This is a genomic window from Leifsonia sp. PARNA 1/14 (assembly GCF_055720965.1).
In genome coordinates, this window is the sequence record NZ_JBVQSP010000004.1 from 399,078 (window position 1) to 420,189 (window position 21,112).

Sequence of the window (21,112 nt, forward strand, 5' to 3'; positions counted from 1 at the left end):
ACGGAGGATCGTGAGGCTGTCCGGGGTCGGATGTCCTCTGTTATCGACGACGCAGGCCGATACGGTCCGGAGTGGTGTCGGAGGCAACGGGAGGAGATTCGTCGCGCGCGAGTCCGCGCCTCCTCCGTTGGCTGCGATCCGGGCATCGCGCCGGCGGACCTCCTCCTGTCGCCGCAGCCCAGCCTCAGAAGCTCGCGATCCCCTTGCCCACAAGCACGACCCCGATCACCAGCAGCAGCACCGCCATCACGGTCGCGTTGTTCTGCACGAGCCAGCCGCGCAGCGAGTCGAGCGGACCGCGCAGGGCGTCCGCGGCCACCAGGTAGCCGATCACCGGGATCGCGACCGAACAGCAGGCGATGAGCACGAACACCAGGATGACGACGGCGGCCGACCCCACCGACAGGCCGGCCGTGCCGATGGCGACGCCGGCGCCCGCGGCGAGCAGCAGGTTCTTCGGGTTCACCGCCGCCAGGAGGAAGGCGAGCAGGAACCCGCGGCCGGCGGTCATCGAGTCGATGGCGCCCATCCATTTCGGGAGGGCGGCCGCCTCACCCGCTCTCGGGCGCGACCTCCACTGCCGGAGGGCCAGAAGCAGGAGCAGCGCTCCCAGGATGATCTTGATCGTGCCGGCGATCGGCTTGGCGGCGTCCGGGTCGCTCGCCGGGATGAGTCCGGAGAGCAACGTGAAGACGACGACCGCGACGACGATGCCCAGCACCCAGCCGATCAGGAAGCCCACGCTCGTGCCGCGCGCCTGGGGCGACAGCAGCATCAGGATCGCCGCGATGATCGGCACCGGGCTGATCGCTATGCCCAGTGCGAGCGGCAGGGTGTCGCCGATCGCGCCTCCCATTCAGCCCTCGATCCTGTGGTCGGTGCGCCCGTCGTCGATGCTCCCTGGTCCTCCATGCTTGGCGAGCTTCGCGGACTTCCGCTCGGCCTTCGCCGCTGCGGCATCCTCCTTCATCAGGTCCTTGGTCTCTCGCAGGTCGCCGAGGGCGCCGCGCCAGATGCGTGCGCGCGGATCGGAGTCCACCAGGATCGCCCGGAACAGCAGCGTCAGCGGGATGGCGAGGATGGCGCCGATCGCGCCGAGGACGACGGCCCAGAGCAGCACCGAGAAGAAGGTGAGCGTCTGGCTGAGCGAGACTGCGTTGCCGACAACCTTAGGCTGCACGATCGACTGGACGACCGCGTTGACGATGCCGTAGATGACGATGATCGCGATCACGGTGCCCCAGCCGCCGATGAGGTAGCCGAACACCAGCGGAGGCACGAGCGCCAGGAAGTAGCCGACGTTGGGGATGAAGCTGCACAGGAACGACAGGATCGCCCAGAGCAGCGCGGCAGGCACCCCGAGGATCCACAGTGCGATGCCGTTGATCACGCCCTGCACGATGCCGAGCACGGTGGTCACCACCATGTAGCGGCGCACGCTGTGCGCGAAGCCCGACATCGCGTACACGAGGTTCGGCTTGGTGGGCTTCAACTGACGGAGGAGGGTGGGCGTGTAGGCGGCATCGGCGGGCATCAGGATGAGCATGGTCAGCACGATCACGCCGAACGTGACCAGGCCGAAGGCGCCACCGAGCAGACCGCTGAACACGTTCAGGATCTTGCTCGGGTCGAAACCGTGCGTCAGGGTCTGGAGGTCCTGCGTGCTGACGCCGACGCTCGCGAGCCAATCCGCGATCTGCTTGCCGAGCTGCTCGAACTGTGCCTTGTACTGGGGGAGCATTCCGACGAACTGCGCCATCGCGATGATCAGCAGGGCGACGAACCCGGCGAGCAGTGCGAACGTCGTGAGCGCGACGGCCCCGGTGGCGACCCCGGACGGCGTTCCGTGGCGTTCCAGCCAGACACGCACGGGCTGCGCGCAGATGACGAGGATGAGGGCGAGCAGCGTGGGAGCGAGGATGCCGGCGATGGCGTGCATCCCGATCGCGATGACCACCCCGCCCGCGACGCCGAGCAGGATGCGCACCGCGCGTCCGTCGGCGGCGTTCGCCTCCTGATCGGGATCCGGACCGGACGGCGGCGCCGCCTCCGGAGCCCGGGTGCGGCGGCGGAACGGCCAGACACCGCTAACGGCGGCCATGATCTGAGCCTTCGGGATGTGCTTGGAGCGCCATGATGGCCTCCCGGTTGGTGTCGAAGAAGCGCACCCCGTCGAGCAGCTCGAGGTGCTGGAGACGCTCGCGGATGCCGGGACGCACGCGGCTGAGCGCGAGGTCGGCACCGTGGGCGGTGAGGAAGGCGTGAACCGTCTCCCACGACTCGGCGCCGGTCACGTCGACGTCGGTGACGGCCTCCATGTCGAGGACGACGTGGGTCGCTCCGGTGTCGCGCACCGCCCGCTCCACAGCCTTCTCGAAAGAGGTCGAGTTCGCGAAGAACAGCGGAGCGGCGAGCCGCACGACCACGACGCCCGGCACGGTCGCCGCGCCGGCGGGTGCGGCATCCAGGAGGGAGTGCTCGGGGTCGCCGTCGGCGGCGAGCGTGTCGATCGGCGGGTTCGCGGCCCGTCGCGTGACGTTGATCACGGCGAGCACGAACGCGATGACGATGCCCGCGATCGGCCCGATGAACAGCGCGCCGAGGAAGCACGCGGCGCCGATCGCGAACTCGAACCGGTCGAGCCTCCACAGCCGGACGAAGTCGGGGATCCCGAGCAGCGGGACGACCGCCACAGCGACGATGGTGCCGATGGCGGGGGAGGGGATGTCCTCCAGGAGCGCCGTGCCGAAGAGCAGCAGGATGAGTGTGCCGAGGGCGGTGACGAGCGACGGCAGTTGCGTGCGCGAGCCGGCCTGGTCCATCGCCGCGGTGCGCGAGGTCGACGATCCGACGGTGAAGCCTCCGCTGACGCCGGCGCCGAGGTTGGCGACGCCGAACGCGAAGAGGTCGCGGTCGGGGCGGGTGGGGTAGTTGCGCTTCTCGCCGTAGGAGCGGGAGACGAGGAGGCCCTCGCCCATGGTGACGACGGTGAGGGCGATGGCTGACGGGATGAGGGCCAGCCACTGGGTCCACTCGATCACCGGCCAGGTGAGGGTGGGAGGCCCGGCTTGCACCGTGCCCAGAACGTCGACGCCGGCCTTCTCCGCCCCGGAGAGCACGACGACGATGGTCGCGACGATGAGCACGACGAGCGCCCACGGCACCGCTGCGGCGATCCGCCGCCCGACGAGGAGCACGATGAGCGAGCCGAGCGAGATCAGCAGGGACCAGACGTTGATCGTCGGCAGTCCGGCGACCAAGCCGCCGAGCTTCTCGACGAACTCGCCGCCGGAGTCGATCTTCACACCGAGCATCTTGGCCACCTGCGAGACCAGGATGTCGAGCGCGAGGCCTCCGACGAAGCCCACCAGGATCGGCTTGGACAGGAAGTTCGCCAGGAAGCCGAGCTTGAAGAACGAGCACAGCAGGAAGAGGACGCCGCAGATGAGGGCCTGGGCGAGGGCGAGCGTTATGTAGTCTTCGTGGCCCGCGACGGCGAGGCCGCCGAGGGAGGACGCCACGAGAGCGGCTGCGGCGGCATCCGGCGACGCGACGAGCTGGCGCGACGACACCGTCAGGGCATAGAACACGGCCGGCACCACCAGCGAGTACAGACCGGCGGTGGCTGGGAGGCCCGCGATCTGCGCGTAGCCGATGTTCAGCGGGATCGCGATGGCGAGCAGGGTGACGCCCGCGAGCACTTCGCGGACGGCGTTCTGAGGCGTCAGGCCGGCGAGCGGCCGGATGCGGGTGCGCCGCGGCGCCGGAGCCCTGAAGGACCCCGGCGCCGCTGCGGTCGGGTCGGTCACGTCAGTCACCGAGCCCGTTCGGTCACGCCGTGGGCGCTGCCGGCGGCGGTGTCGGAGCCGACGGCGCGGCAGGAGCAGCGGGCGCAGCGGGCGCCGCGTGCGCTCCGGCGGCGGCCTGGTGGCCGAGGGCGACGCTCTTCAGGTGGGCGAACTCCTCGGGGGTGATGGTCCCGGCGTCCAGGAGCGCCTTCGCCTTGGCGATCTCGTCGGCAGGGCTGCTGGAGGCCACCTGCCGGATGTACGCGTCGGTGCTCTGCTGCACCTGGCGCGCCTCCTTCTGGCTGCGTTCCGCCATCCCCGGTCCGCGCGCGATCAGGTAGACCAGCGCGGTGAGGAACGGCACGAAGATCAGGAAGATGATCCAGAGCGCCTTCCACCATCCATTGAGCTTGTGGTCGCGGAACAGGTCACTGATGATGGCGAACAGCGCGAACAGGTACGCGATGAACGCGAAGCTCCAGAAGAACAGCCAGATGACGTTCCAGAAATTGTTCCAGTCCATGTCGTTACCCCTCCTGCCGGGCTCGATCGAGCCTGGATGTGGGCTGAGAGTAACGCGGAGGAGGGAATCGCGTCTAGAGGAGTTTCCGGGCCCGGTGTCAGTGCTTCCGGGTCACCGCCGACCGGATCTCGGCGAGCGACTCGCCGATCGACTTCTGCTCGTCGGCCATCGAGGGGCCGCCGGAGAACACCGCTTCCTCGAGGCTGTTCACCCGCCCCAGACTCGGCATGCCGGCCGCGAACGCGGGCGACTCCAGGAAGGCTCCGCCGAACGCGACCAGCCTGCGGCGGCGGCGAGCACCGCGCGGCGTGACGGCGCCCGCTCGCCGTTCGCTTCCTCGTCCATACCGGTCTAGACGCCATGGGACCGTCTTCGTTAACGTGTCGCGCAACGAGGGGGTTGCGCAGTGACCAGAGAATTCCAGGGAAAGATCGAACTCGACGTGCGGGACTCGGTGTCGGATTGGGACGCCTTCCTCCCGCCGAAGGCGAGGGAGGGCTCGCCGAACGTCCTGCTGGTGCTCTACGACGACACCGGTCAGGCGGCCTGGTCGACGTACGGGGGGCGCATCCAGATGCCGACGATGGAGCGACTGGCGGCGAACGGTCTGACCTACACGCAATGGCACACGACCGCGCTGTGCTCGCCGACCCGGTCGACCCTGCTCACCGGGCGCAACCATCACTCCAACGGCTTCGCCACGATCTCGGAGTCGTCGACCGGCTTCCCCGGCTACAACTCGCACATCCCGCCGAGCAACGTGCCGATGGCGAGCCTGCTGCGCGACGCCGGCTGGGCCACCTTCTGGGTCGGCAAGAACCACAACGTCCCGATCGACGAGTGGACCGCGGGGGCGAGCAAGAAGAACTGGCCGCTGGCGCAGGGCTTCGACCGCTTCTACGGCTTCGTCGGCGGCGAGACGAACAACTGGTATCCGTCGCTGGCGGAGGACAACCATTACATCGACCAGCCGTACCTGCCGGAGCAGGGCTACCACCTGTCGAAGGACCTCGCCGACCAGGCGCTGCGGATGCTGCGCGACGTCAAGCAGACCGAACCGGACAAGCCCTGGTACCTCTGGTTCTGCCCCGGGGCGAACCACGCCCCGCACCATGCGCCGCAGGAGTACATCGACAAGTACAAGGGTGTCTTCGACGACGGCTACGAGGCCTACCGCGAGTGGGTGCTGCCGCGGATGATCGAGAAGGGCCTCCTGCCCGAGGGCACCGAGCTGACCGAGCTCAACCCGATGCCTCCGGGGACGTTCTCCGAGAGCGACGAAGTGCGCCCCTGGGGCGAGCTGAACGCCGAGGAGCGCGCGATGTTCTCGCGGATGGCGGAGGTCTACGCCGGGTTCTCGGAGTACACCGACGCGCAGGTCGGTCGCATCGTCGACTACCTGGAGGAGTCGGGTCAGCTCGACGACACGCTCATCATCTACTGCGCCGACAACGGCGCCTCCGGTGAGGGCAGCCCGAACGGCTCGGTCAACGAGGGCAAGATCTTCGGAGGCTATCCCGACGACCTGCAGGAGAACCTCCGCATGGTCGACAAGCTCGGCTCGCCCGATACGTACAACCACTACCCGACCGGCTGGGCGGCGGCGTTCTCGACGCCGTACCGGATGTTCAAGCGGTACGTCTACCAGGGCGGCGTGTGCGACCCGTTGGTGATCTCCTGGCCGAAGGGCATCCAGGCGCGCGGCGAGGTGCGCAACCAGTACCACCACTCGACCGACATCGTCGCGACCATCCTCGACGTCTGCGGCGTGGAGCTGCCCGCGACCTACAACGGGGTCGAGCAGCGTCCGCTCGACGGCATCCCGATGACGTACAGCTTCGACGCGGCGGCCGACGGCGCCACCACGAAGCAGACGCAGTACTTCGAGATGTTCGGCAACCGCGGCATCTGGCACGAAGGCTGGAAGGCGGTCACCGAGCACGGCCCGGTGAGCGGTCGTGGGGACTTCCCGAGCGACACCTGGCAGCTGTTCCACACCGACGTCGACCGGTCGGAGGCGCACGACGTCGCCGCCGAGCACCCCGACAAGGTGGAGGAGTTGAAGGCCCTGTGGATGGCGGAGGCGAAGCGGAACGACGTGCTGCCGCTCAACGACCTCCAGATCATCGGCAACCCGAAGGACTTCGAGACCTTCATCAACATGGAGTTCAAGATCCCCGTGCCTCCGAGCGGCCAGTACACGTACTACCCGGGGACCAGCGAGGTTCCCGAGCGTTCGTCGGCGAATACGCACGGCGTCTCGTACAAGGTGCTCGCCGAGGTCGAGACCACGGCCGACACGGAGGGCGTCATCTTCGCCCAGGGCTCGCGCTTCGGTGGTCACAGCCTGTTCGTCAAGGACGGTCAGGTGTACTACGTCTACAACTTCCTCGGCATCCCTCCGGAGAACGTGGTGTCGGCCCCGGTGCCGCCCGCCGGCAAGCACGTCCTGGGCGTCTCGTTCACGAAGGAGCGCACAGGCGAGTACCGGGAGGCGATCGGGCCGCTCGCCCTGTACATCGACGACGAGAAGGTCGCGGAGCAGGAGATCCACACGGTCCTCGGCCACTTCTCGCTGTGCGGCGAGGGGCTCTGCATCGGCTACGACTCCGGCGACGCCGTATCGAAGCTGTACGAGGGCTCGCGCTTCGAATACACCGGCGGCGAGATCGTCAAGGTCGTCTTCGACATCGCCGACGACGCCTACGTGGATGTGGAGGCGCACCTGGCCGCCGCCATGGCGCGAGACTGAAGCGATGACCAGCGCGCCCGCGACCGCCCGGCGGTCGTGGCTGCTGCCGACCCTGGCGGGCTACCGCCGGGAGTGGCTCGGCCGCGACATCCTGGCGGGCGTGTCGGCGGGCGCCGTGGTCGTGCCGCAGGCGATGGCGTACGCGACCATCGCCGACCTGCCGGTGGAGGCCGGCCTCTACACGGCCACGGTGCCGATGGCCGTGTACGCGTTCCTCGGCGGCTCGCGCGCGATGAGCGTCTCCACGACCTCCACCATCGCCACGCTCACGGCGACGACGTTCGTCTCGGCGGGGGTGGTGGCGAACTCGCACGCCATCCCGCGCGACCTGATCACGCTGACGCTGCTCGTCGGCGTCGCCCTGCTGCTGGCGCGGCTGCTGCGGCTCGGCACTCTGGTCGAGATCATCAACAAGCCGACACTGCTCGGCATCCAGATCGGGGTCGGCGCCACGGTGGCGGTGGGGCAGCTGCCCAAGCTGCTGGGGGAGACCGACGCGCCGACGGGCAACGGCTTCATCCACAGCGTCAACGCGGTCATCGCGGCGATCCCGCACGCCAACCCGGTGACGACCGTGCTCTCGGCCGTGTCGGTCGCCGCGCTGTTCCTGTTCAAGCGTTTCCTTCCGCGCGTACCCGGACCGCTGATCGTCGTGGCGGCAGGGATCCTGCTGGTCGCGTTCGGCGGCCTCCGCTCGGCCGATGTGGCGCTCATCACGCCGGTCACGCGGGCGTTCCCGCTGCCGGCCCTGCCGAGTCTCGATCACGTCTTCCAGCTGGTCCCCGGTGCGCTCGCGATCGCCGTGATGGCGTTCCTGGAGTCCGCAGCCGTGGCGCGCGGTATCCGCGAACTGGACGACCCACGTATCGACAGCAACCGGGAGCTGTTCGCGACCGCCATGGCGAACCTGCTGGGCGGCTGGTTCCAGACGCTGCCCGCCGCCGGCGGCTTCTCGCAGAGTGCGGTGAACAAGGCGGCGGGCGCGCGCTCGCAGCTCGCCGCGCTCGTCACCGTCGTGCTCGCGCTGCTGATCGGGCTCTTCCTCGGGCCGGTGATCAGCCTGCTGCCGCAGGCGACGCTGGCCGCGCTCGTCTTCGTCGCGGTGTTCGGGCTGATCGACGTGAAAGATCTCGTGCTGCTCTGGCGGGTGAGCAGACGCGATTTCGCCATCTGCCTGGTGACCACGGTCATCGGCCTGACCGCCGGGCTGCTCGCCGCCGTCGCGGTCGGGGTGCTGTTCACGCTGGTGCTGCTGCTCGCCGCGCTCAACAAGCCGCGCGTCCGGGTCGACGAGACCGCGGGAGGCCGCATGGCGGTCAGCCTGCTCGGCCCGCTCTACACCGCCAACGTCCTCGCGACCGAGCAGACCATCCTCGACGCGGTCGACGCCGCCCGCGCCGTCGGCGAGGTCACCGAGCTGACCCTCGATTGCTCCACGCTGCAGGACATCTCGGTGACGGTCATCCTCGCCCTCCAGAACCTCGACCAGGAGCTCGCCGGTCGCGGCGTGCGACTCCGCGTGCGCGGCCTCCCCTCTGCTGCGCACGCGGTCGCCGCGCGCACCAAGTGGTTCCAGGGGCTGGAGGCGGAGGGCCGAGTTCTCTGAAAATGCAACCAAAAGGTTGCAATACGCTGAGCAATCTGCAACCATTGCATTGCACATGAACCGACGACAGGAGAGATCATGAGCATTGCGAACGAGTCAGCGGTCATCGACGACGAGTCCTTCGCCGTCCGCCGCACGATCCACATCGCGGCCCCGGTGCCGCGGGTGTGGGCGGCGGTCACCGAGCCGGAGCACATCTCCGAATGGTTCGGCCGGGTCGAACTCGACGGAACAGGGCGAGGCGCCGAGGGGTCGATGACCTTCCCCGGGCGCCGGCTGCCGCTGCGCGTCGAGGCCATCGACGAGCCGCGCAGCGTCACGTATCTGTGGAACAACGACGACGCGCTGGGCGATCCTCCCGCCGAGTTCGACGACGGCACCGCGACCTCCTTCACCTTCACTCTCGAGGCCGTGCCGGGAGGCACGCGGCTGACGGTCGTCGAGACCGGCTTCGAGCGCACCTCGGATGCGGCCGCCAACATGACGAGCCACAGCGCGGGATGGACGTTCGAGCTCGACAAGCTCGTGGCGCTGGCCGAGGCCGGCGCGTGACGACGACCGACCTGGTGCCGGTGCTCGCGGCGCTCGGCGACGAGAGCCGCTGGCGGGTGCTGGAGGCGCTCGGGGAGGGGGACGCGTCGGCGTCCGCCCTCGCCGGAAGCCTCCCGATCAGCCGCCAGGCGATCGCCAAGCACCTCGGCGTGCTGCGCGAGGCCGGGCTGGTGGAGCCCGTGCGGTCGGGCCGCGAGGTGCAATACCGCGTGCTCGGCGCGCACCTGCGCGACACCGCGAGCCGGCTCGACGCCATCGGGGCCGCGTGGGATCGCCGCCTGGCCGTCATCCGCGAGATCGCGGAGCGGCCGGAGGGGGAGTCCGGACCCGAGGGCTCGGGCGCCTAGCCCACCTCGGCCAGCTCGTGCGCCAGCCGGTCCACGATCTCCGACGCCAGGAACCCCAGCGGGGCGACGCTCTTCGACAGCGAGACGCCGGCCGCGACGTGGAGGTACGTCCCCCATGCCGCGGCCTGCAGCGGCTCGCAGCCGCGGGCGGCGAGGCCGGCGATGGCGCCCGACAGCGCGTCGCCGCTGCCCGAGGTGCCGAGGCCGGGGACGCCGTCGCCGACGGTGAGCAGGCGGCCGTCGGGGGAGGCGATCAGGCCGAAGCAGCTCACGACGGCGCCGTAGCGGTGGGCGATGGCCAGGGTGTCGGCGTCGCGGTCGCGCAGGCGCCGGCCCAGCAGCCGTTCCGCCTCCTCGGTGTTGGGCGTGAGGATGCGACGGCGGTGTCCCGCGAGCCGCGGGTGTCCGGCCAGCGCGCCCAGCGCGTAGGCGTCGAGCACGAGGGTGGCTTCGGGCGAGGTGGTGCGTGCGAGGAGGCGGAGCATCTTCGCCGTCTCACCCGCGTCGTCCAGGCCCGGGCCGGCGAGAACGGCGTCAGCGCCGGCCAGGTCCGCTGCGGCGGTCCGGAGGCCGGAACCGCGCACGCTGCCGCCGTGCGACTCCGGGAGCGGCACCACGCCGCTCTCGGGCAGCGCCACCGCCGTGGCGACGGCCGTGCTCTCGCCGACCGCCAGCGTCAGCCGTCCGGCTCCGACCCGCAGGGCCGCCCGGCCGGAGAGGAGGGCGGCGCCGGGGGAGCGGCGCGAGCCTCCGACGACCAGCACCTGGCCGCGTGCGTACTTCGACCCGCCGGGGTCGGGCAGCGGCCACGCGCGGAGGAAGCCGGCGGTGATGCGCTCAGGCGTCGGCACGTGCGTTCCCCGGGTGCTCGGTCGCCGGCACTCCGACCTCGGCGAGGTGCGTGTCGTCGGCGAACGCGTCGACCCGCCAGCCGTCGGCGCCGCGCGTCAGCACGGTCACCGACGCGTTCGTCACCGGGCGCGTGCGCAAGAAGTCGGTCAGCTCGTCCTCGGTCATCCCGAGCAGCACGAAGAGGAACACGCTCACGACGGCGTCGTGCGTGAAGATCACCGCCGTGCCGTCACCGGCCGGGAGGTCGCGCAGGAACGACCGCACGCGCAGTGCGACGTCCGCCCACGACTCCCCGCCCGGAGGCCGGTAGTAGAACTTGCCGAGCCAGCGCCGACGCTCGGCCTCCAGCGGCAGCCGACGCTCGACGCCGAGCGCGGTCAGCGCGTCGATGACGCCGAGCTCCCGGTCGCGCAGCCGCTCGTCCAGCCGGAGCGCCGGCCGATCGACGCCGGCGGCGTGCGCGGTCTGCACGGCGCGGAGGTACGGCGAGCTGAAGCACTCGGCAGCGGAGACCGCGTGGTCGTGCAGTGCCTGCCCGAGCGTCGACGCCTGGCGTTCGCCCAGCGCCGACAGCGGCACGTCCGCGTCGCGCGCCTCCACGGCGATCGCCTCGGCCCCGCCGGCCTCGGCAGCGGCCGCCGCCACGTTCGCGGTGCTCTCGCCATGACGGATGAGCAGGAGCCGAGCCGTCACGAGCGGCCCGCCCACTCCAGCACGCGCAGGGCGCGCAGCGTGTTCCACCGGCTCGGCTCGCCCACGGCCTCCATGTCGAGCAACGCACGCCCCGAGTGCTCGTGGTCGAGCAGCCACCGCCCGTCGGGCTGCCGGCGCGAGGCGACGACGTCGACGGCCTCCGCCACGCGCCCATCGGCCGGCACCCCGGCCGCCCGCAGATGGTCGAGGCCGCGCAGCACGTCGAACGACCAGTAGTACGGGAAGCTGAACTCGAGCCAGCTCTCCTTGATCAGCGAGTGGTCGCTGCGGCGGCGCATCAGGCCGCGGGACAGCAGGTAGTCATGGCCGCGTTCGATCGCGCCGCTCACGTCGGTGGGGCCTCCTGCGTCTCGGTAGGCGACCAGACCCTCCAGCGCGCAGATCGTGCTGTGGAACGAGCCGGGGTCGGTGCGGGTCTCGGCGTAGCAGTTCCAGCCGCCGTCGGTCTGCTGCTCGTTCAGCAGTCGTTCGACGATGAGCTCGCTGGGATGCCCGAACCGCGCGCCGGCGACGAGCACGCGACCGTTGATGCACGGCTCCACCTCGCCGTCGAAGAACGGATGATTCCACCACTCCTCGCCCCAGTCCACCTGGCGCACCACCCGGTCGACCGCGATGCGGGTGCGCTCGCCGCCCTCCGGAGGCCCGAGCAGAGCGAGCAGCAGCATCGCGTCGTCGACGCCGAGCCGGTCCTGCTGCGTCCACACGCCCTCGCCCCACGTGCCGTCCTCCCGCTGGAGGTCGAGCAGCTCCGCGCCCCAGCCTTCGGTCTCCACTTTCGCCCGCTCCGCTGCGACGACGTCGTCCGGATCGTGGAGCAGGTCGCGCCGCACCTGCCAGCGGATCGCCGGGTCGCCGTCCAGAAGCCAGTCCATGACATCCACGGCGGCCACGGTACTCTCGACGACGCTCAGGCGAAGGACTGCGTGCCCAGCACCGCGAGCAGCGCCAGCTTCTCCGCCGCCTCGGTGCGCGGCGGCGCGGTGAGCACGAGCAGGCACTGCGACTGGTCTTCGGTGAACAGGGCCTGGCAGTCGAGCTCGATCGCGCCGAGCTCGGGGTGGAGGAGCGTCTTGTGGTCCTCGAACCGGCGCGCGACCTCGTGGCGCTCCCACAGCGCCGCGAACTCGGGGCTGCGCTCCAACAGCGCCCGGACCAGCTCGCCGGCGCGCGACTGCGGGCCGAGCGCTCCGTACGCGTCGCGCAGCGAGGCGACCTGGGCACGGCTCTGCCGGTCGCGGTCGGCCTCCGGGTACATCGCCCGGGCGGCGGCCGGATCGGTGAACCAGCGGTAGTACTCGCTGCGCTCCAGCCCGGAGTAGCCGGAGCGGTCGCCGAGCAGGGCGACCGCCATCCGATTCTGCAGCAGGGTCTCGCCGACGTTGGACAGCACGAGGGCCGGCGTGTCGTCGAGCCGGTCGAGCACCCGCTGCAGCGCCGGAGGCACGTGCGCGCCGCCGATCCGGTCGGGGGTGTTGTGGCCGGCGATGCGATACAGGTAGTCGCGCTCGTCGGCGGTCAACCGGAGCGCACGCGCCAGGGAGGCCAGCATCGAGTCGCTCGGCTGCGGTCCGCGGCGCTGCTCGAGGCGGGTGTAGTAGTCGTTCGACATCGCCGCGAGGAGGGCGACCTCCTCGCGGCGCAAACCGGGGGCCCGGCGCCGCGGGCCGGACGGCAACCCGACGTCCTCCGGACGCAGCGCCTCGCGGTGGCGGCGGAGGAAGTCGGCGAGGGCGTCACGATCCATTCCTCCATCATCCGCTCTCGCCCCCAGTCGAGCCAGGGATCACGGATCCCCCGATGAGCGCTCCGCTCCCGCCGGGGCGCGAACGCCCGCACAGTGGAGGCCATGGACATCACAGGGAACACCGTCTTCATCCCCGGCGCGACCAGTGGCATCGGCCTCGCCCTCGCCGTCGCCCTGCACGAGCGCGGCAACACCGTCATCGTCGGAGGCCGTCGCGCCGAGCTGCTCGAGCGCATCGCCACCGAGCACCCGGGCATCGACACTGTACGCATCGATACCGCCGACGCCGAGAGCATCCGGGAGGCCGCGGGCGCCGTGCTCGTCGCGCACCCCGACCTGAACGTGCTGGTCGCCATGGCCGGCATCATGCGCGTGGAGGACTGGCACAGCCGCGATGGCTTCCTCGCCTCCGCCGAGTCGGTCGTCACCACGAACGTGCTCGGGCCGATCCGCCTCATCGCGGCGTTCGTCGAGCACCTGCAGACGCAGCCCGATGCGACTATCGTCACGGTCTCGTCCGGGCTGGCGTTCACACCGCTCAAGGTCACGCCGAGCTACAACGCGAGCAAGGCGGCCATCCACATGCTCAGTGAGAGCATCCGGCTGCAGCTCGCCGACACGTCGGTGAGCGTCGTCGAGCTCGTGCCGCCGGCGGTGCGCACGGGCCTGCTGCCCGGGCAAGAGGAGAGCGAATTCGCGATGCCGCTCGACGAGTTCGTCGCCGAGGTGATGCAGCTGATCGAGACCCAGCCGAACTCGACCGAGCTGCACGTCGAGCGCGTCAAGTTCCTGCGCTACGGGGAGGCCCGCGGCGACTACGACCGGGTGGTCGAGGTCCTCAACGCCTCCGACCCGCACGGCGGCGAGTCGGCCGCGTAGCACCCCTCGATCATGCGTACTCGGGCGTGAGCGAGAGCCAGGCGGCGAGCGCGTCGATCTCGGCGCGGACGGCGTCGCGCACATCGGGTGCGAACGGCTCGTCTTCGTGCAGCGCCGCGACCCGCAGCACGCCCGCCTTGCGGTCGGCGGCGGCGTCGAGCTTGCCGATCAGCCGGTCGTCGTGCAGGATCGGCAGCGCGAAGTAGCCCCAGCGGCGCTTCGCAGCCGGCTTGTACATCTCGAGCACGTACTCGAACCCGAACACCTCCTGCGAGCGCACCCGGTCGTGCACGAGGCGGTCGAACGGCGAGAGCAGGGCGGTGCGCCCGGTGAACGGGAGCCCGACGCCCCCGGGGGCCACGCGCCACTCCCGCGTGCTGCCGTCGACCTTCGCGGGCTCGCCGGCGTCGCCGACGAACGCACGGCGGGCGATCCCGAGCGCGCGCAGCCTCCGCTCGTCGCGCAGCGGCCCGGCCTCGGCCTCCGGGACGATCTCGATGCCCGACGGGTAGACGCGCTCGCCCAGGTCCCACGTGCGCTGGCGCCCCGCGCGGCCCGCGACCGCGACCTCCCCGCGGCCCTGCAGCAGCTCGAGCAGCCGGGTGACGTTCTGGTTGTGCGTCCAGCCGGTCGAGCTCCACGGCACCGCGGCAGTGTCCGGGATGTCTTTCGAGAGGGTCGGGCCGTTGTCGCGCAGCAGCCCGAGCACGTCACGGCGGAAGTCGGCGTTCGCCTCCAGCCACGCGGCCGCGCGCGGCATCCCCTCCGGCCAGCGCGACATCCGGTCGAGGTGGAGGCCGAGGTCGGAGACCGGCCGCACCATCGCGAACGGAGCGGTCACCGGGTCGTCCATCGCCTTGACCTCGTAGAGCAGCCGGTCGGACTCCAGCGCATCCGCCAGGTGCTCGGGGCGGTACGCCGATCCGAGCCGCGAGTAGGCGATCAGATCGGCGCTCGGCGCGATCGCCGCCGTCGGGTCGAGCTGCAGGAACGTGAGATCTTCCGCCAGCGGGACGAGCGACGTCGGCCGATCGGCTGAGAGCCGCTGAGCCCGCACGGCGATCCTCCGCGCTTCGTCGCGATCGAGGGTGACGGTCATGCCCCCACGGTAGCCGTGACCCCCGTCAGGAGTCGACGCGTGCGCGGCGCCGCCGCACTGCGATGGCGCGTACGAGCACGGGGCCGACCGAGAGCACCACGATCGCGATGAGCACGAGGTCGAGATACTTCGACACGAAGTCCGCGACGCCCGGGATGTGGCCGAGGCCGTACCCGATGAGCACGACGGCGGCCGCCCACACCGCGGCCCCGATCACGTTGAAGGCGCTGAAGACGGCCCACCGCATCCGGCCGACGCCGGCGGCGACCGGCGCGAACGTCCGCACCACCGGCACGAACCGCGCCACGACGACGGCTCCGGAGCCCCACCGGTCGAAGAAGCCCTGCGTGCGCGCGACGCTCGCGCGGCTGAACAGTCCCGACTCCCTCCGCTCGAACACTGCTGGCCCGGTCTTGCGGCCTATCAGGTAACCCACCTCGCCTCCGGCGATCGCGGCGATCGCGACGGCGACGATGACGAGCCAGAGCGGCTGCGGGATGCGCCCGGTGAGGGTGAGCACCCCGGCGAAGAAGAGCAGGGTGTCGCCGGGCAGGAAGAAGCCGAGCAGGAGGCCGGTCTCGGCGAACACGATCGCGCAGACGCCGAGCAGCGCCCACGGCCCCGCGGCCTGGATGAGGCCCTGCGGGTCGAGCAGGCCGGTGTAGGCGAGCCCGCTGCCGGTGTGGAGGAGGGACGGGACGATCATCGGGTCCTTTCATAGAGCGCCACCACTGCGTGGTGGGTGGTGATGCGTGTGCTCGTCTTGTGGAAGCCGAGCGCCGTGAGGTCGGCGACGCCGTAGCCGTCCGGCGTGGACGAGGTGGCGGCGTACTCGATCAGCCAGACCCGCTCGACGCCCTCGAACCGGCCGAGCGCGGCCGCGTGCCGCACAGAGTACGCGCTGTCCCGCCACGTCGTGTTCTTCGCGAAGGGCACGGCGAGCGTGACGTCGGCCGTGTGGGCGAAGCCGGCGGGGTAGGCGTGGAGCGCGAGTCGTGGCAGCTTCGACGGCTGGGCGCTCTCGTCGAAGACGACGGCGTCTCCGGGGTGCGCGTTCGCGCCGACGGCGGCCGAGACCTCCGCCCAATCACTGCCGTTCTTGGCGTACAGCGTGCGCTGGCCCACGTAGAGCGGAACGCTGAGCGCGAGGACCATCACACCCGCGACGACCCCGGCCCACCGCCTCCAGCGCAGCAGGTCGTCGATGCCGCACGCGATCAGGAGGGCGACGGCGGGCGCGCAGAACGACACGTACCGTGCGGTGAAGTCGGGCACGATCGGCTGCAGGGCGATCAGGATCAGCGTCGGGAGCAGCAGCCAGACGAGGCCGACGAACACGAGCGACGGCCCGGAAGGCGACGCGGGCAGGAACAGCGACGACCGCGGGCCGCCGATCGGCAGCGCCCGGCGGGCCAGCACCCTCCGGTGCGCCTCCTCCACGACCGCCAGAGCGATGAGCGCCCAGCCGGCGATCGCCAGCGGCCAGCCTCCGCCGAACCAGAGCCCGCTGAACAGCGTCGGCGGCGCGAGCTGCGGGATGACTCCGAGGTACGCGATCTGGTGATGCTGTCCGATGGCAGTGATCAGCAGCGGGGCAGCGGCGACCACCGCGCCTCCCACCGCGACCAGCCACGCGCGGACCACGCGCCGGGAGGCACGGGAGGCCGCGATCACCACGCCGTGCACCACGACGAAGAGCAGCGTGTAGAGGAACACGTACGTGCCGATCGCCAGCAGTGCCCCATAGCCGACCCACCACGCCGCGCGCGGATCCTCGCGGCGGAGCGCGGCGAGCAGGAGGACGGTCAGCCAGGCGACGATCGCCGCCGAGAAGGCGAACGACCGGGCCTCCTCGCCCGTGTACGTGACGCGTGGGAGGAGCACGCAGACCAGGCCGGCGACGACCGCCGTGCGCGTGTCGCGCAGCCGGATCGCCAGCAGGACGACCGCGGCCGTCGCCAGCCCGACCGCGAACGCGCTCGGCAGTCGCACCGCGAACGGCGAGAAACCGAAGAAGTGCCCCCACACGTGGAGGCCGAGGTAGTAGGTGCCGTGGACGGCATCGACGTGCGCCAGCATCGCGAACAGCGATGTCACCGGGCGCTGGGCCGACATGATGCTGGTGGCTTCGTCCCCCCAGAGCGACGGGATCCACGAGCCGACGGCCGACAGGAGGGTGGCGAGCGCGCCGAAGGTCGCCGCGAGCACCGCGGGGCTGGTCGCGCGCACGGCCCTGCGGGTGGGGGCCGGCCGCAGCATCGTGACAGACATGGGTCGGCACCGTCCTCTCGAATCAGCGTCGTGCCGCCAGTCAAGCCCACCGATCCCCAGAAAGGTCCAAGACGCCGGTGAACAGGGGATGGACTCTCGTAGTCCACGGCGCCGCCTGCTCGGCGGGAGAGCTCAGCCGCGCTCTGCGAGCACGCGCTCGGCGAGCAGGTCGCCCACCAGCGGACCCATCGTCAGCCCGCCCGCCCCGAACCCGGCGTTGACGTAGAGCCCCGGCCGGCCGGTCACCGGCCCGACGGTCGGGAGGTCGCCCTCCGGCAGCGGGCGCAGGCCGACCCTGGTCTCGATCACGCTCGCTCCGGCCAGCCCGGGCGCGATCGCGAGGGCGTCGTCCAGCACCTGCCGTTCGCCCGCGGCGGTGACCCGCGCGTCGAAGCCGGAGCCGGTCTCCCTGGTCGCTCCCGCCACGATGCGGCCGGCGTCGAACGCGACCAGGTAGTGCGGCGCCACGGGATGGACAGAAGGCCATGAGCGGGTGTCGGCGTCGACGCGCAGATGCACGAGTTGTCCGCGTTGCGGCTCCACCCGTGTGCGCACGCCGAGCGGCCGGAGGACCCGGTCGGTCCACGCCCCGGCCGCGACGACGATCGCGTCGGCGGCCTGCCGGGTGCCATCGACGGTGACGGCGCCGTCGTCGGTCAGGTCGGCCCTCGCCTCCAGGTGCGTCGCGCCGAGCGCCGCCGCGGCGTCGAGCAGCCCGGTGCGCAGTGCGCGTCCGTCGATACGGGCGCCGCCGGCGATGTGGAGGCCGTGCAGACCGTCTGCGAGCGGCGGAAACAGCTCCCGCGTGGCGACCGGGCCGATCCGGCGCACATCGCCGGCCGTGCGGGAGGCCGCCGCACGCTCGCGTACGCGCTGCTCGACGTCGTCGATCACCGCCGCGTCACGGTTGACGACGAGGGCTCCGGAGCGCCGGTAGCCGATCTCGCGCACACCGGCCTCCGCCAGCCGCTCGATCAGCTCGGGGTAGAAGTCGGCCGCTGCCGAGTACAGCTCGTAGAACGCCCCGCCCGAAGACGTGCTCCACGGCTGGACGATCCCGGCCCCGGCGTCGGTCGCGCGACCGACCAGCCCGGCGTCGACGATCGTGACGGCCGCGCCCCGGCGTGCCAGCGCGAACGCGGTCGCGGCGCCGGCGACGCCGTCTCCGACGACGACGATGCGGGGCTTCTCCATACGGCCGACCGTACACCGGGGCGGCACGGCACCGATTCCGGCCCGCGGGAATAACCTTTCCACCCCAGCGTTGAACTTGAGTGCACATAGCTCAACTTTGAGAAACTGGAGATCAAGTGCCCGAGAACTTCACCCCCGACGGCAGTGGCGAGAACTCGTTCGACGAGTTCCTCTCGCGCTACCTCGCGGGCGAGCGCGCCCGCGCCGCGCGCTCCATCGACATCAGCCGCTTCCTCAGCCGCCGCACCCAGGAGCTCCTCGCCGAGGCGGGCCGTTACGCCCTCGAGCACGGCCACCGCGAGCTCGACTCCCTGCACATCCTCCGCGTGATGGCGGCGCAGGAGCCGGCGTCCGACGCCATGCGCCGTATCGGCGTGGACCCGACGGGGGTCGCCGCTGCCGCCGAGCAGCGCCTCCCGGCCTCCGGCGAGGCCATCGACGCCGACGGCGCTTCGATCACCGCCTCCGCTCAGCGCGCGCTGTTCCACGCCTACCAGGTCGCCCGCGCCTCCGGCTCGACCTACATCGACCCCGAGCACCTCTTCTTCGCGCTCGTGATCGGTCAGGACGCGCCCGCCGGGCAGGTCCTGCAGGCCGCCGGCGTCACTCCCGACTCGCTCACCAACGCGATGCGTCAGGCCGCGACGGTCGGCGGCGGCGAGACCGCCTCCGCTGATGCCGCGAGCGACTCCACCACCCCGATGCTCGATCAGTTCGGCACCGACCTCACCGCGCTCGCGCGCGACGGCGGGCTGGACCCGGTCATCGGCCGACTCGACGAGATCGAGCAGACCGTCGAGATCCTCTCCCGCCGGACGAAGAACAACCCCGTGCTGGTCGGCGAGGCCGGCGTCGGCAAGACCGCGATCGTGGAGGGCCTGGCCCGCGCGATCGTCGCCGGCGACGTGCCCGAGCAGCTGCGCGACAAGAAGGTCGTCGCGCTCGACCTCGCAGGGATGGTGGCCGGCACCCGGTACCGTGGCGACTTCGAAGAGCGGCTCACCAAGCTCATGGACGAGATCAGCGCAGGCAAAGACGAGCTGATCGTGTTCATCGACGAGCTGCACACCGTGGTCGGCGCCGGAGGGTCCGGCGAGTCCGGCGGGATGGACGCGGGGAACATCCTGAAGCCCCGGCTGGCGCGCGGCGACCTCCACCTGGTGGGGGCCACCACGCTCAAGGAGTACCGCCGCATCGAGAAGGACCCGGCGTTGGAGCGCCGCTTCCAGCCGGTGACGGTCGGCGAGCCGAGCGTGGAGGACGCGGTGCTCATCCTCGACGGCCTGCGCGCCGCCTACGAGGAGCACCACGGCGTCAGCTACACGCCCGACGCGATCCGCGCGGCCGTGGAGCTGTCGAACCGCTACGTCTCCGACCGCTTCCTGCCCGACAAGGCGATCGACCTGATCGACCAGGCGGGCGCCCGTCTGCGCCTGTCGCTGGGCAAGCGTGTCGATGCGTCCGAGCTGATGCAGAAGCTGGCGAACCTGGAGTCCGAGAAGAACTCCGCCGTCGCGAGCGAGCACTACGAGGAGGCTTCGCGCCTCCGCGACGAGATGGAGGCCGTGCAGCGCTCGATCGACGAGCTCGGCTCGGCCCGGCACTCCGCTGCTGCTGCGGTGGACGCGATCGTCGACGAGGCGGAGATCGCCGCGATCATCTCGCGTGCGACCGGCATCCCGGTGTCGCGCATCGGCGACGCCGACCGCGAGCGCCTCGCCGCGCTCGAGTCGGAGCTGCACGAGCGCGTGATCGGTCAGGAGGACGCGGTGACAGCCGTCGCGAAGGCGGTGCGCCGCAACCGCACCGGCCTCGGCGACGAGCGCCGGCCCGTCGGCTCGTTCCTGTTCCTCGGCCCGACCGGTGTCGGCAAGACCGAGCTGGCCAAGTCGCTGGCGTCGTCGCTGTTCGGTGACGACAAGGCGATGATCCGGTTCGACATGAGCGAGTTCGGCGAGCGCCACACGGTCGCCCGCCTGGTCGGCGCCCCTCCCGGATACGTCGGCTACGACGAGGCCGGCCAGCTGACCGAGCGCGTTCGTCGCAACCCGTACTCGGTGGTGCTGTTCGACGAGATCGAGAAGGCGCACCCGGACGTGTTCAACCTGCTGCTGCAGGTGCTCGACGACGGGCGCCTGACCGACGGCCAGGGCCGCACGGTCGACTTCCGCAATACGGTCGTCATCATGACCTCCAACCTCGGTTCGGAGTTCCTGGCGTCCCGCAGCGGAGCGCTCGGCTTCGTCCCGATGGGCTCCGACGGGTTCGCGTCCGACAAGGACATCCGCGACCGGGTGATGGGCAAGCTGCGGGAGGCCATGCGTCCCGAGTTCCTGAACCGCATCGACGAGATCGTGCTGTTCCGCAAGCTGGACGCCGAGCAGCTGCGCGACATCGTCCGCCTCCTGCTACAGGCGACGGCGGGCCGACTGGCCCACCGGAGCATCGGCTTCGAGGTCACCGACGCCGCCGTGCAGTGGATCGCCGACGCCGGCTACGAGCCGGAGTACGGAGCCCGTCCGCTCCGCCGCGTCATCCAGCGCGAGGTCGACGACCGCATCGCCGAACTCCTGGTGGCCGGCGACGTCGCCGACGGCGGCACCGTCGTCGTCGACGCGACAGCCGACGCCCTCACCGTGCGCCCCCGCGCGGTCTTCGCCGCCGCCGCGTAAACGCGACGAAAGGCGCCGGTCCGTGAGGGCCGGCGCCTTCCTGCTTGTTCAGCAAGCATTTACCCGCGGAACGGTTCGTCCCAACACGCCGTCGCTGCCGCGCGCGAGACGGCGCG

Annotated in this window: 18 protein-coding genes; 6 read left to right on the forward strand and 12 right to left on the reverse strand. The window is 71.1% G+C overall.

From position 1 onward, the window contains the following. Window positions 1–184: 184 nt before the first annotated feature. The 4 genes from AC0HS0_RS13530 to AC0HS0_RS13545 are packed head-to-tail and all read right to left on the reverse strand — an operon-like array spanning window position 185 to window position 4,311. The gene (locus tag AC0HS0_RS13530) at window positions 185–856 is read right to left on the reverse strand and encodes a GAP family protein (protein WP_472964561.1); all 672 of its coding nucleotides are present in this window, start codon (window positions 854–856) and stop codon (window positions 185–187) included. Continuing rightward, window positions 857–2,101: an AI-2E family transporter gene (locus tag AC0HS0_RS13535; RefSeq protein WP_472964563.1), complete on the reverse strand. Its 1,245-nt coding sequence runs from the start codon at window positions 2,099–2,101 to the stop codon at window positions 857–859. After that, window positions 2,088–3,809 carry a SulP family inorganic anion transporter gene (locus tag AC0HS0_RS13540; protein ID WP_472964564.1) on the reverse strand — a complete coding sequence of 574 codons (1,722 nt, stop codon included), beginning with the start codon at window positions 3,807–3,809 and terminating at the stop codon, window positions 2,088–2,090. The genes AC0HS0_RS13535 and AC0HS0_RS13540 overlap by 14 nt, the downstream gene beginning before the upstream one ends. Before the next feature lie 22 nt (window positions 3,810–3,831). Further along, a complete protein-coding gene (locus AC0HS0_RS13545; RefSeq protein WP_472964565.1) occupies window positions 3,832–4,311 on the reverse strand; it encodes an SHOCT domain-containing protein in 480 nt (159 codons plus the stop codon). Between the two features lie 406 nt (window positions 4,312–4,717). On the opposite strand from AC0HS0_RS13545, the gene AC0HS0_RS13550 reads away from it, so the two are divergent. The 4 genes from AC0HS0_RS13550 to AC0HS0_RS13565 all read left to right on the forward strand — a co-directional run bounded on the left by AC0HS0_RS13550 (window position 4,718) and on the right by AC0HS0_RS13565 (window position 9,568). Then, window positions 4,718–7,063 carry an arylsulfatase gene (locus AC0HS0_RS13550; RefSeq protein ID WP_472964566.1) on the forward strand — a complete coding sequence of 782 codons (2,346 nt, stop codon included), beginning with the start codon at window positions 4,718–4,720 and terminating at the stop codon, window positions 7,061–7,063. A gap of 4 nt (window positions 7,064–7,067) precedes the next feature. Then, window positions 7,068–8,669, forward strand: coding sequence for a SulP family inorganic anion transporter (locus AC0HS0_RS13555; RefSeq protein ID WP_472964567.1), 1,602 nt, complete (start codon window positions 7,068–7,070; stop codon window positions 8,667–8,669). 78 nt (window positions 8,670–8,747) lie between these two features. Next, window positions 8,748–9,221, forward strand: coding sequence for an SRPBCC domain-containing protein (locus AC0HS0_RS13560; protein WP_472964569.1), 474 nt, complete (start codon window positions 8,748–8,750; stop codon window positions 9,219–9,221). Next, window positions 9,218–9,568: an ArsR/SmtB family transcription factor gene (locus tag AC0HS0_RS13565; RefSeq protein ID WP_472964570.1), complete on the forward strand. Its 351-nt coding sequence runs from the start codon at window positions 9,218–9,220 to the stop codon at window positions 9,566–9,568. Before AC0HS0_RS13560 ends, AC0HS0_RS13565 begins: the two co-directional genes overlap by 4 nt. Here AC0HS0_RS13565 and AC0HS0_RS13570 read toward each other — a convergent pair. Genes AC0HS0_RS13570 through AC0HS0_RS13585 form a run of 4 tightly spaced genes read right to left on the reverse strand, consistent with a single transcriptional unit; the run spans window position 9,565 to window position 12,881 of the window. Further along, window positions 9,565–10,419, reverse strand: a complete 855-nt coding sequence (locus AC0HS0_RS13570; protein WP_472964571.1) for an NAD(P)H-hydrate dehydratase — start codon at window positions 10,417–10,419, stop codon at window positions 9,565–9,567. The two genes, AC0HS0_RS13565 and AC0HS0_RS13570, sit on opposite strands and share 4 nt — an antisense overlap. Beyond that, window positions 10,406–11,113 carry a histidine phosphatase family protein gene (locus AC0HS0_RS13575; protein ID WP_472964572.1) on the reverse strand — a complete coding sequence of 236 codons (708 nt, stop codon included), beginning with the start codon at window positions 11,111–11,113 and terminating at the stop codon, window positions 10,406–10,408. Before AC0HS0_RS13575 ends, AC0HS0_RS13570 begins: the two co-directional genes overlap by 14 nt. Then, entirely contained in the window at window positions 11,110–12,009 is a 900-nt protein-coding gene (locus AC0HS0_RS13580; RefSeq protein WP_472964599.1) for a prenyltransferase/squalene oxidase repeat-containing protein, read from the reverse strand. Before AC0HS0_RS13580 ends, AC0HS0_RS13575 begins: the two co-directional genes overlap by 4 nt. Before the next feature lie 35 nt (window positions 12,010–12,044). Further along, window positions 12,045–12,881: a helix-turn-helix transcriptional regulator gene (locus tag AC0HS0_RS13585; protein ID WP_472964573.1), complete on the reverse strand. Its 837-nt coding sequence runs from the start codon at window positions 12,879–12,881 to the stop codon at window positions 12,045–12,047. A 102-nt stretch (window positions 12,882–12,983) separates the two neighbouring features. Here AC0HS0_RS13585 and AC0HS0_RS13590 point away from each other — a divergent pair, with 102 nt between their 5' ends. Further along, a complete protein-coding gene (locus AC0HS0_RS13590; RefSeq protein WP_472964574.1) occupies window positions 12,984–13,760 on the forward strand; it encodes an SDR family oxidoreductase in 777 nt (258 codons plus the stop codon). Between the two features lie 10 nt (window positions 13,761–13,770). Here AC0HS0_RS13590 and AC0HS0_RS13595 read toward each other — a convergent pair whose 3' ends face one another. From AC0HS0_RS13595 to AC0HS0_RS13610, 4 genes are all read right to left on the reverse strand, one after another. Further along, on the reverse strand, window positions 13,771–14,859 hold the full coding sequence (locus AC0HS0_RS13595; RefSeq protein WP_472964575.1) for a DNA glycosylase AlkZ-like family protein: 1,089 nt from the start codon (window positions 14,857–14,859) through the stop codon (window positions 13,771–13,773). A 25-nt stretch (window positions 14,860–14,884) separates the two neighbouring features. Then, the gene (locus AC0HS0_RS13600) at window positions 14,885–15,565 is read right to left on the reverse strand and encodes a DedA family protein (protein ID WP_472964576.1); all 681 of its coding nucleotides are present in this window, start codon (window positions 15,563–15,565) and stop codon (window positions 14,885–14,887) included. Further along, window positions 15,562–17,130: a glycosyltransferase family 39 protein gene (locus AC0HS0_RS13605; RefSeq protein WP_472964577.1), complete on the reverse strand. Its 1,569-nt coding sequence runs from the start codon at window positions 17,128–17,130 to the stop codon at window positions 15,562–15,564. The genes AC0HS0_RS13600 and AC0HS0_RS13605 overlap by 4 nt, the downstream gene beginning before the upstream one ends. Before the next feature lie 132 nt (window positions 17,131–17,262). Further along, window positions 17,263–18,324, reverse strand: coding sequence for an NAD(P)/FAD-dependent oxidoreductase (locus tag AC0HS0_RS13610; RefSeq protein WP_472964578.1), 1,062 nt, complete (start codon window positions 18,322–18,324; stop codon window positions 17,263–17,265). Window positions 18,325–18,440: 116 nt separating this feature from the next. Here AC0HS0_RS13610 and AC0HS0_RS13615 point away from each other — a divergent pair, with 116 nt between their 5' ends. Then, window positions 18,441–20,996: an ATP-dependent Clp protease ATP-binding subunit gene (locus tag AC0HS0_RS13615; RefSeq protein WP_472964579.1), complete on the forward strand. Its 2,556-nt coding sequence runs from the start codon at window positions 18,441–18,443 to the stop codon at window positions 20,994–20,996. Window positions 20,997–21,112 lie beyond the last annotated feature (116 nt).

Coding starts and splice junctions, on each gene's coding strand:
- AC0HS0_RS13595 (WP_472964575.1), bottom strand. CDS start 14,859: ATGACCGTCACCCTCGATCGCGACGAAGCGCGGAGGATCGCCGTGCGG.
- AC0HS0_RS13610 (WP_472964578.1), bottom strand. CDS start 18,324: ATGGAGAAGCCCCGCATCGTCGTCGTCGGAGACGGCGTCGCCGGCGCC.
- AC0HS0_RS13530 (WP_472964561.1), bottom strand. CDS start 856: ATGGGAGGCGCGATCGGCGACACCCTGCCGCTCGCACTGGGCATAGCG.
- AC0HS0_RS13560 (WP_472964569.1), top strand. CDS start 8,748: ATGAGCATTGCGAACGAGTCAGCGGTCATCGACGACGAGTCCTTCGCC.
- AC0HS0_RS13600 (WP_472964576.1), bottom strand. CDS start 15,565: ATGATCGTCCCGTCCCTCCTCCACACCGGCAGCGGGCTCGCCTACACC.
- AC0HS0_RS13580 (WP_472964599.1), bottom strand. CDS start 12,009: ATGGACTGGCTTCTGGACGGCGACCCGGCGATCCGCTGGCAGGTGCGG.
- AC0HS0_RS13545 (WP_472964565.1), bottom strand. CDS start 4,311: ATGGACTGGAACAATTTCTGGAACGTCATCTGGCTGTTCTTCTGGAGC.
- AC0HS0_RS13605 (WP_472964577.1), bottom strand. CDS start 17,130: ATGTCTGTCACGATGCTGCGGCCGGCCCCCACCCGCAGGGCCGTGCGC.
- AC0HS0_RS13555 (WP_472964567.1), top strand. CDS start 7,068: ATGACCAGCGCGCCCGCGACCGCCCGGCGGTCGTGGCTGCTGCCGACC.
- AC0HS0_RS13585 (WP_472964573.1), bottom strand. CDS start 12,881: ATGGATCGTGACGCCCTCGCCGACTTCCTCCGCCGCCACCGCGAGGCG.
- AC0HS0_RS13535 (WP_472964563.1), bottom strand. CDS start 2,101: ATGGCCGCCGTTAGCGGTGTCTGGCCGTTCCGCCGCCGCACCCGGGCT.
- AC0HS0_RS13590 (WP_472964574.1), top strand. CDS start 12,984: ATGGACATCACAGGGAACACCGTCTTCATCCCCGGCGCGACCAGTGGC.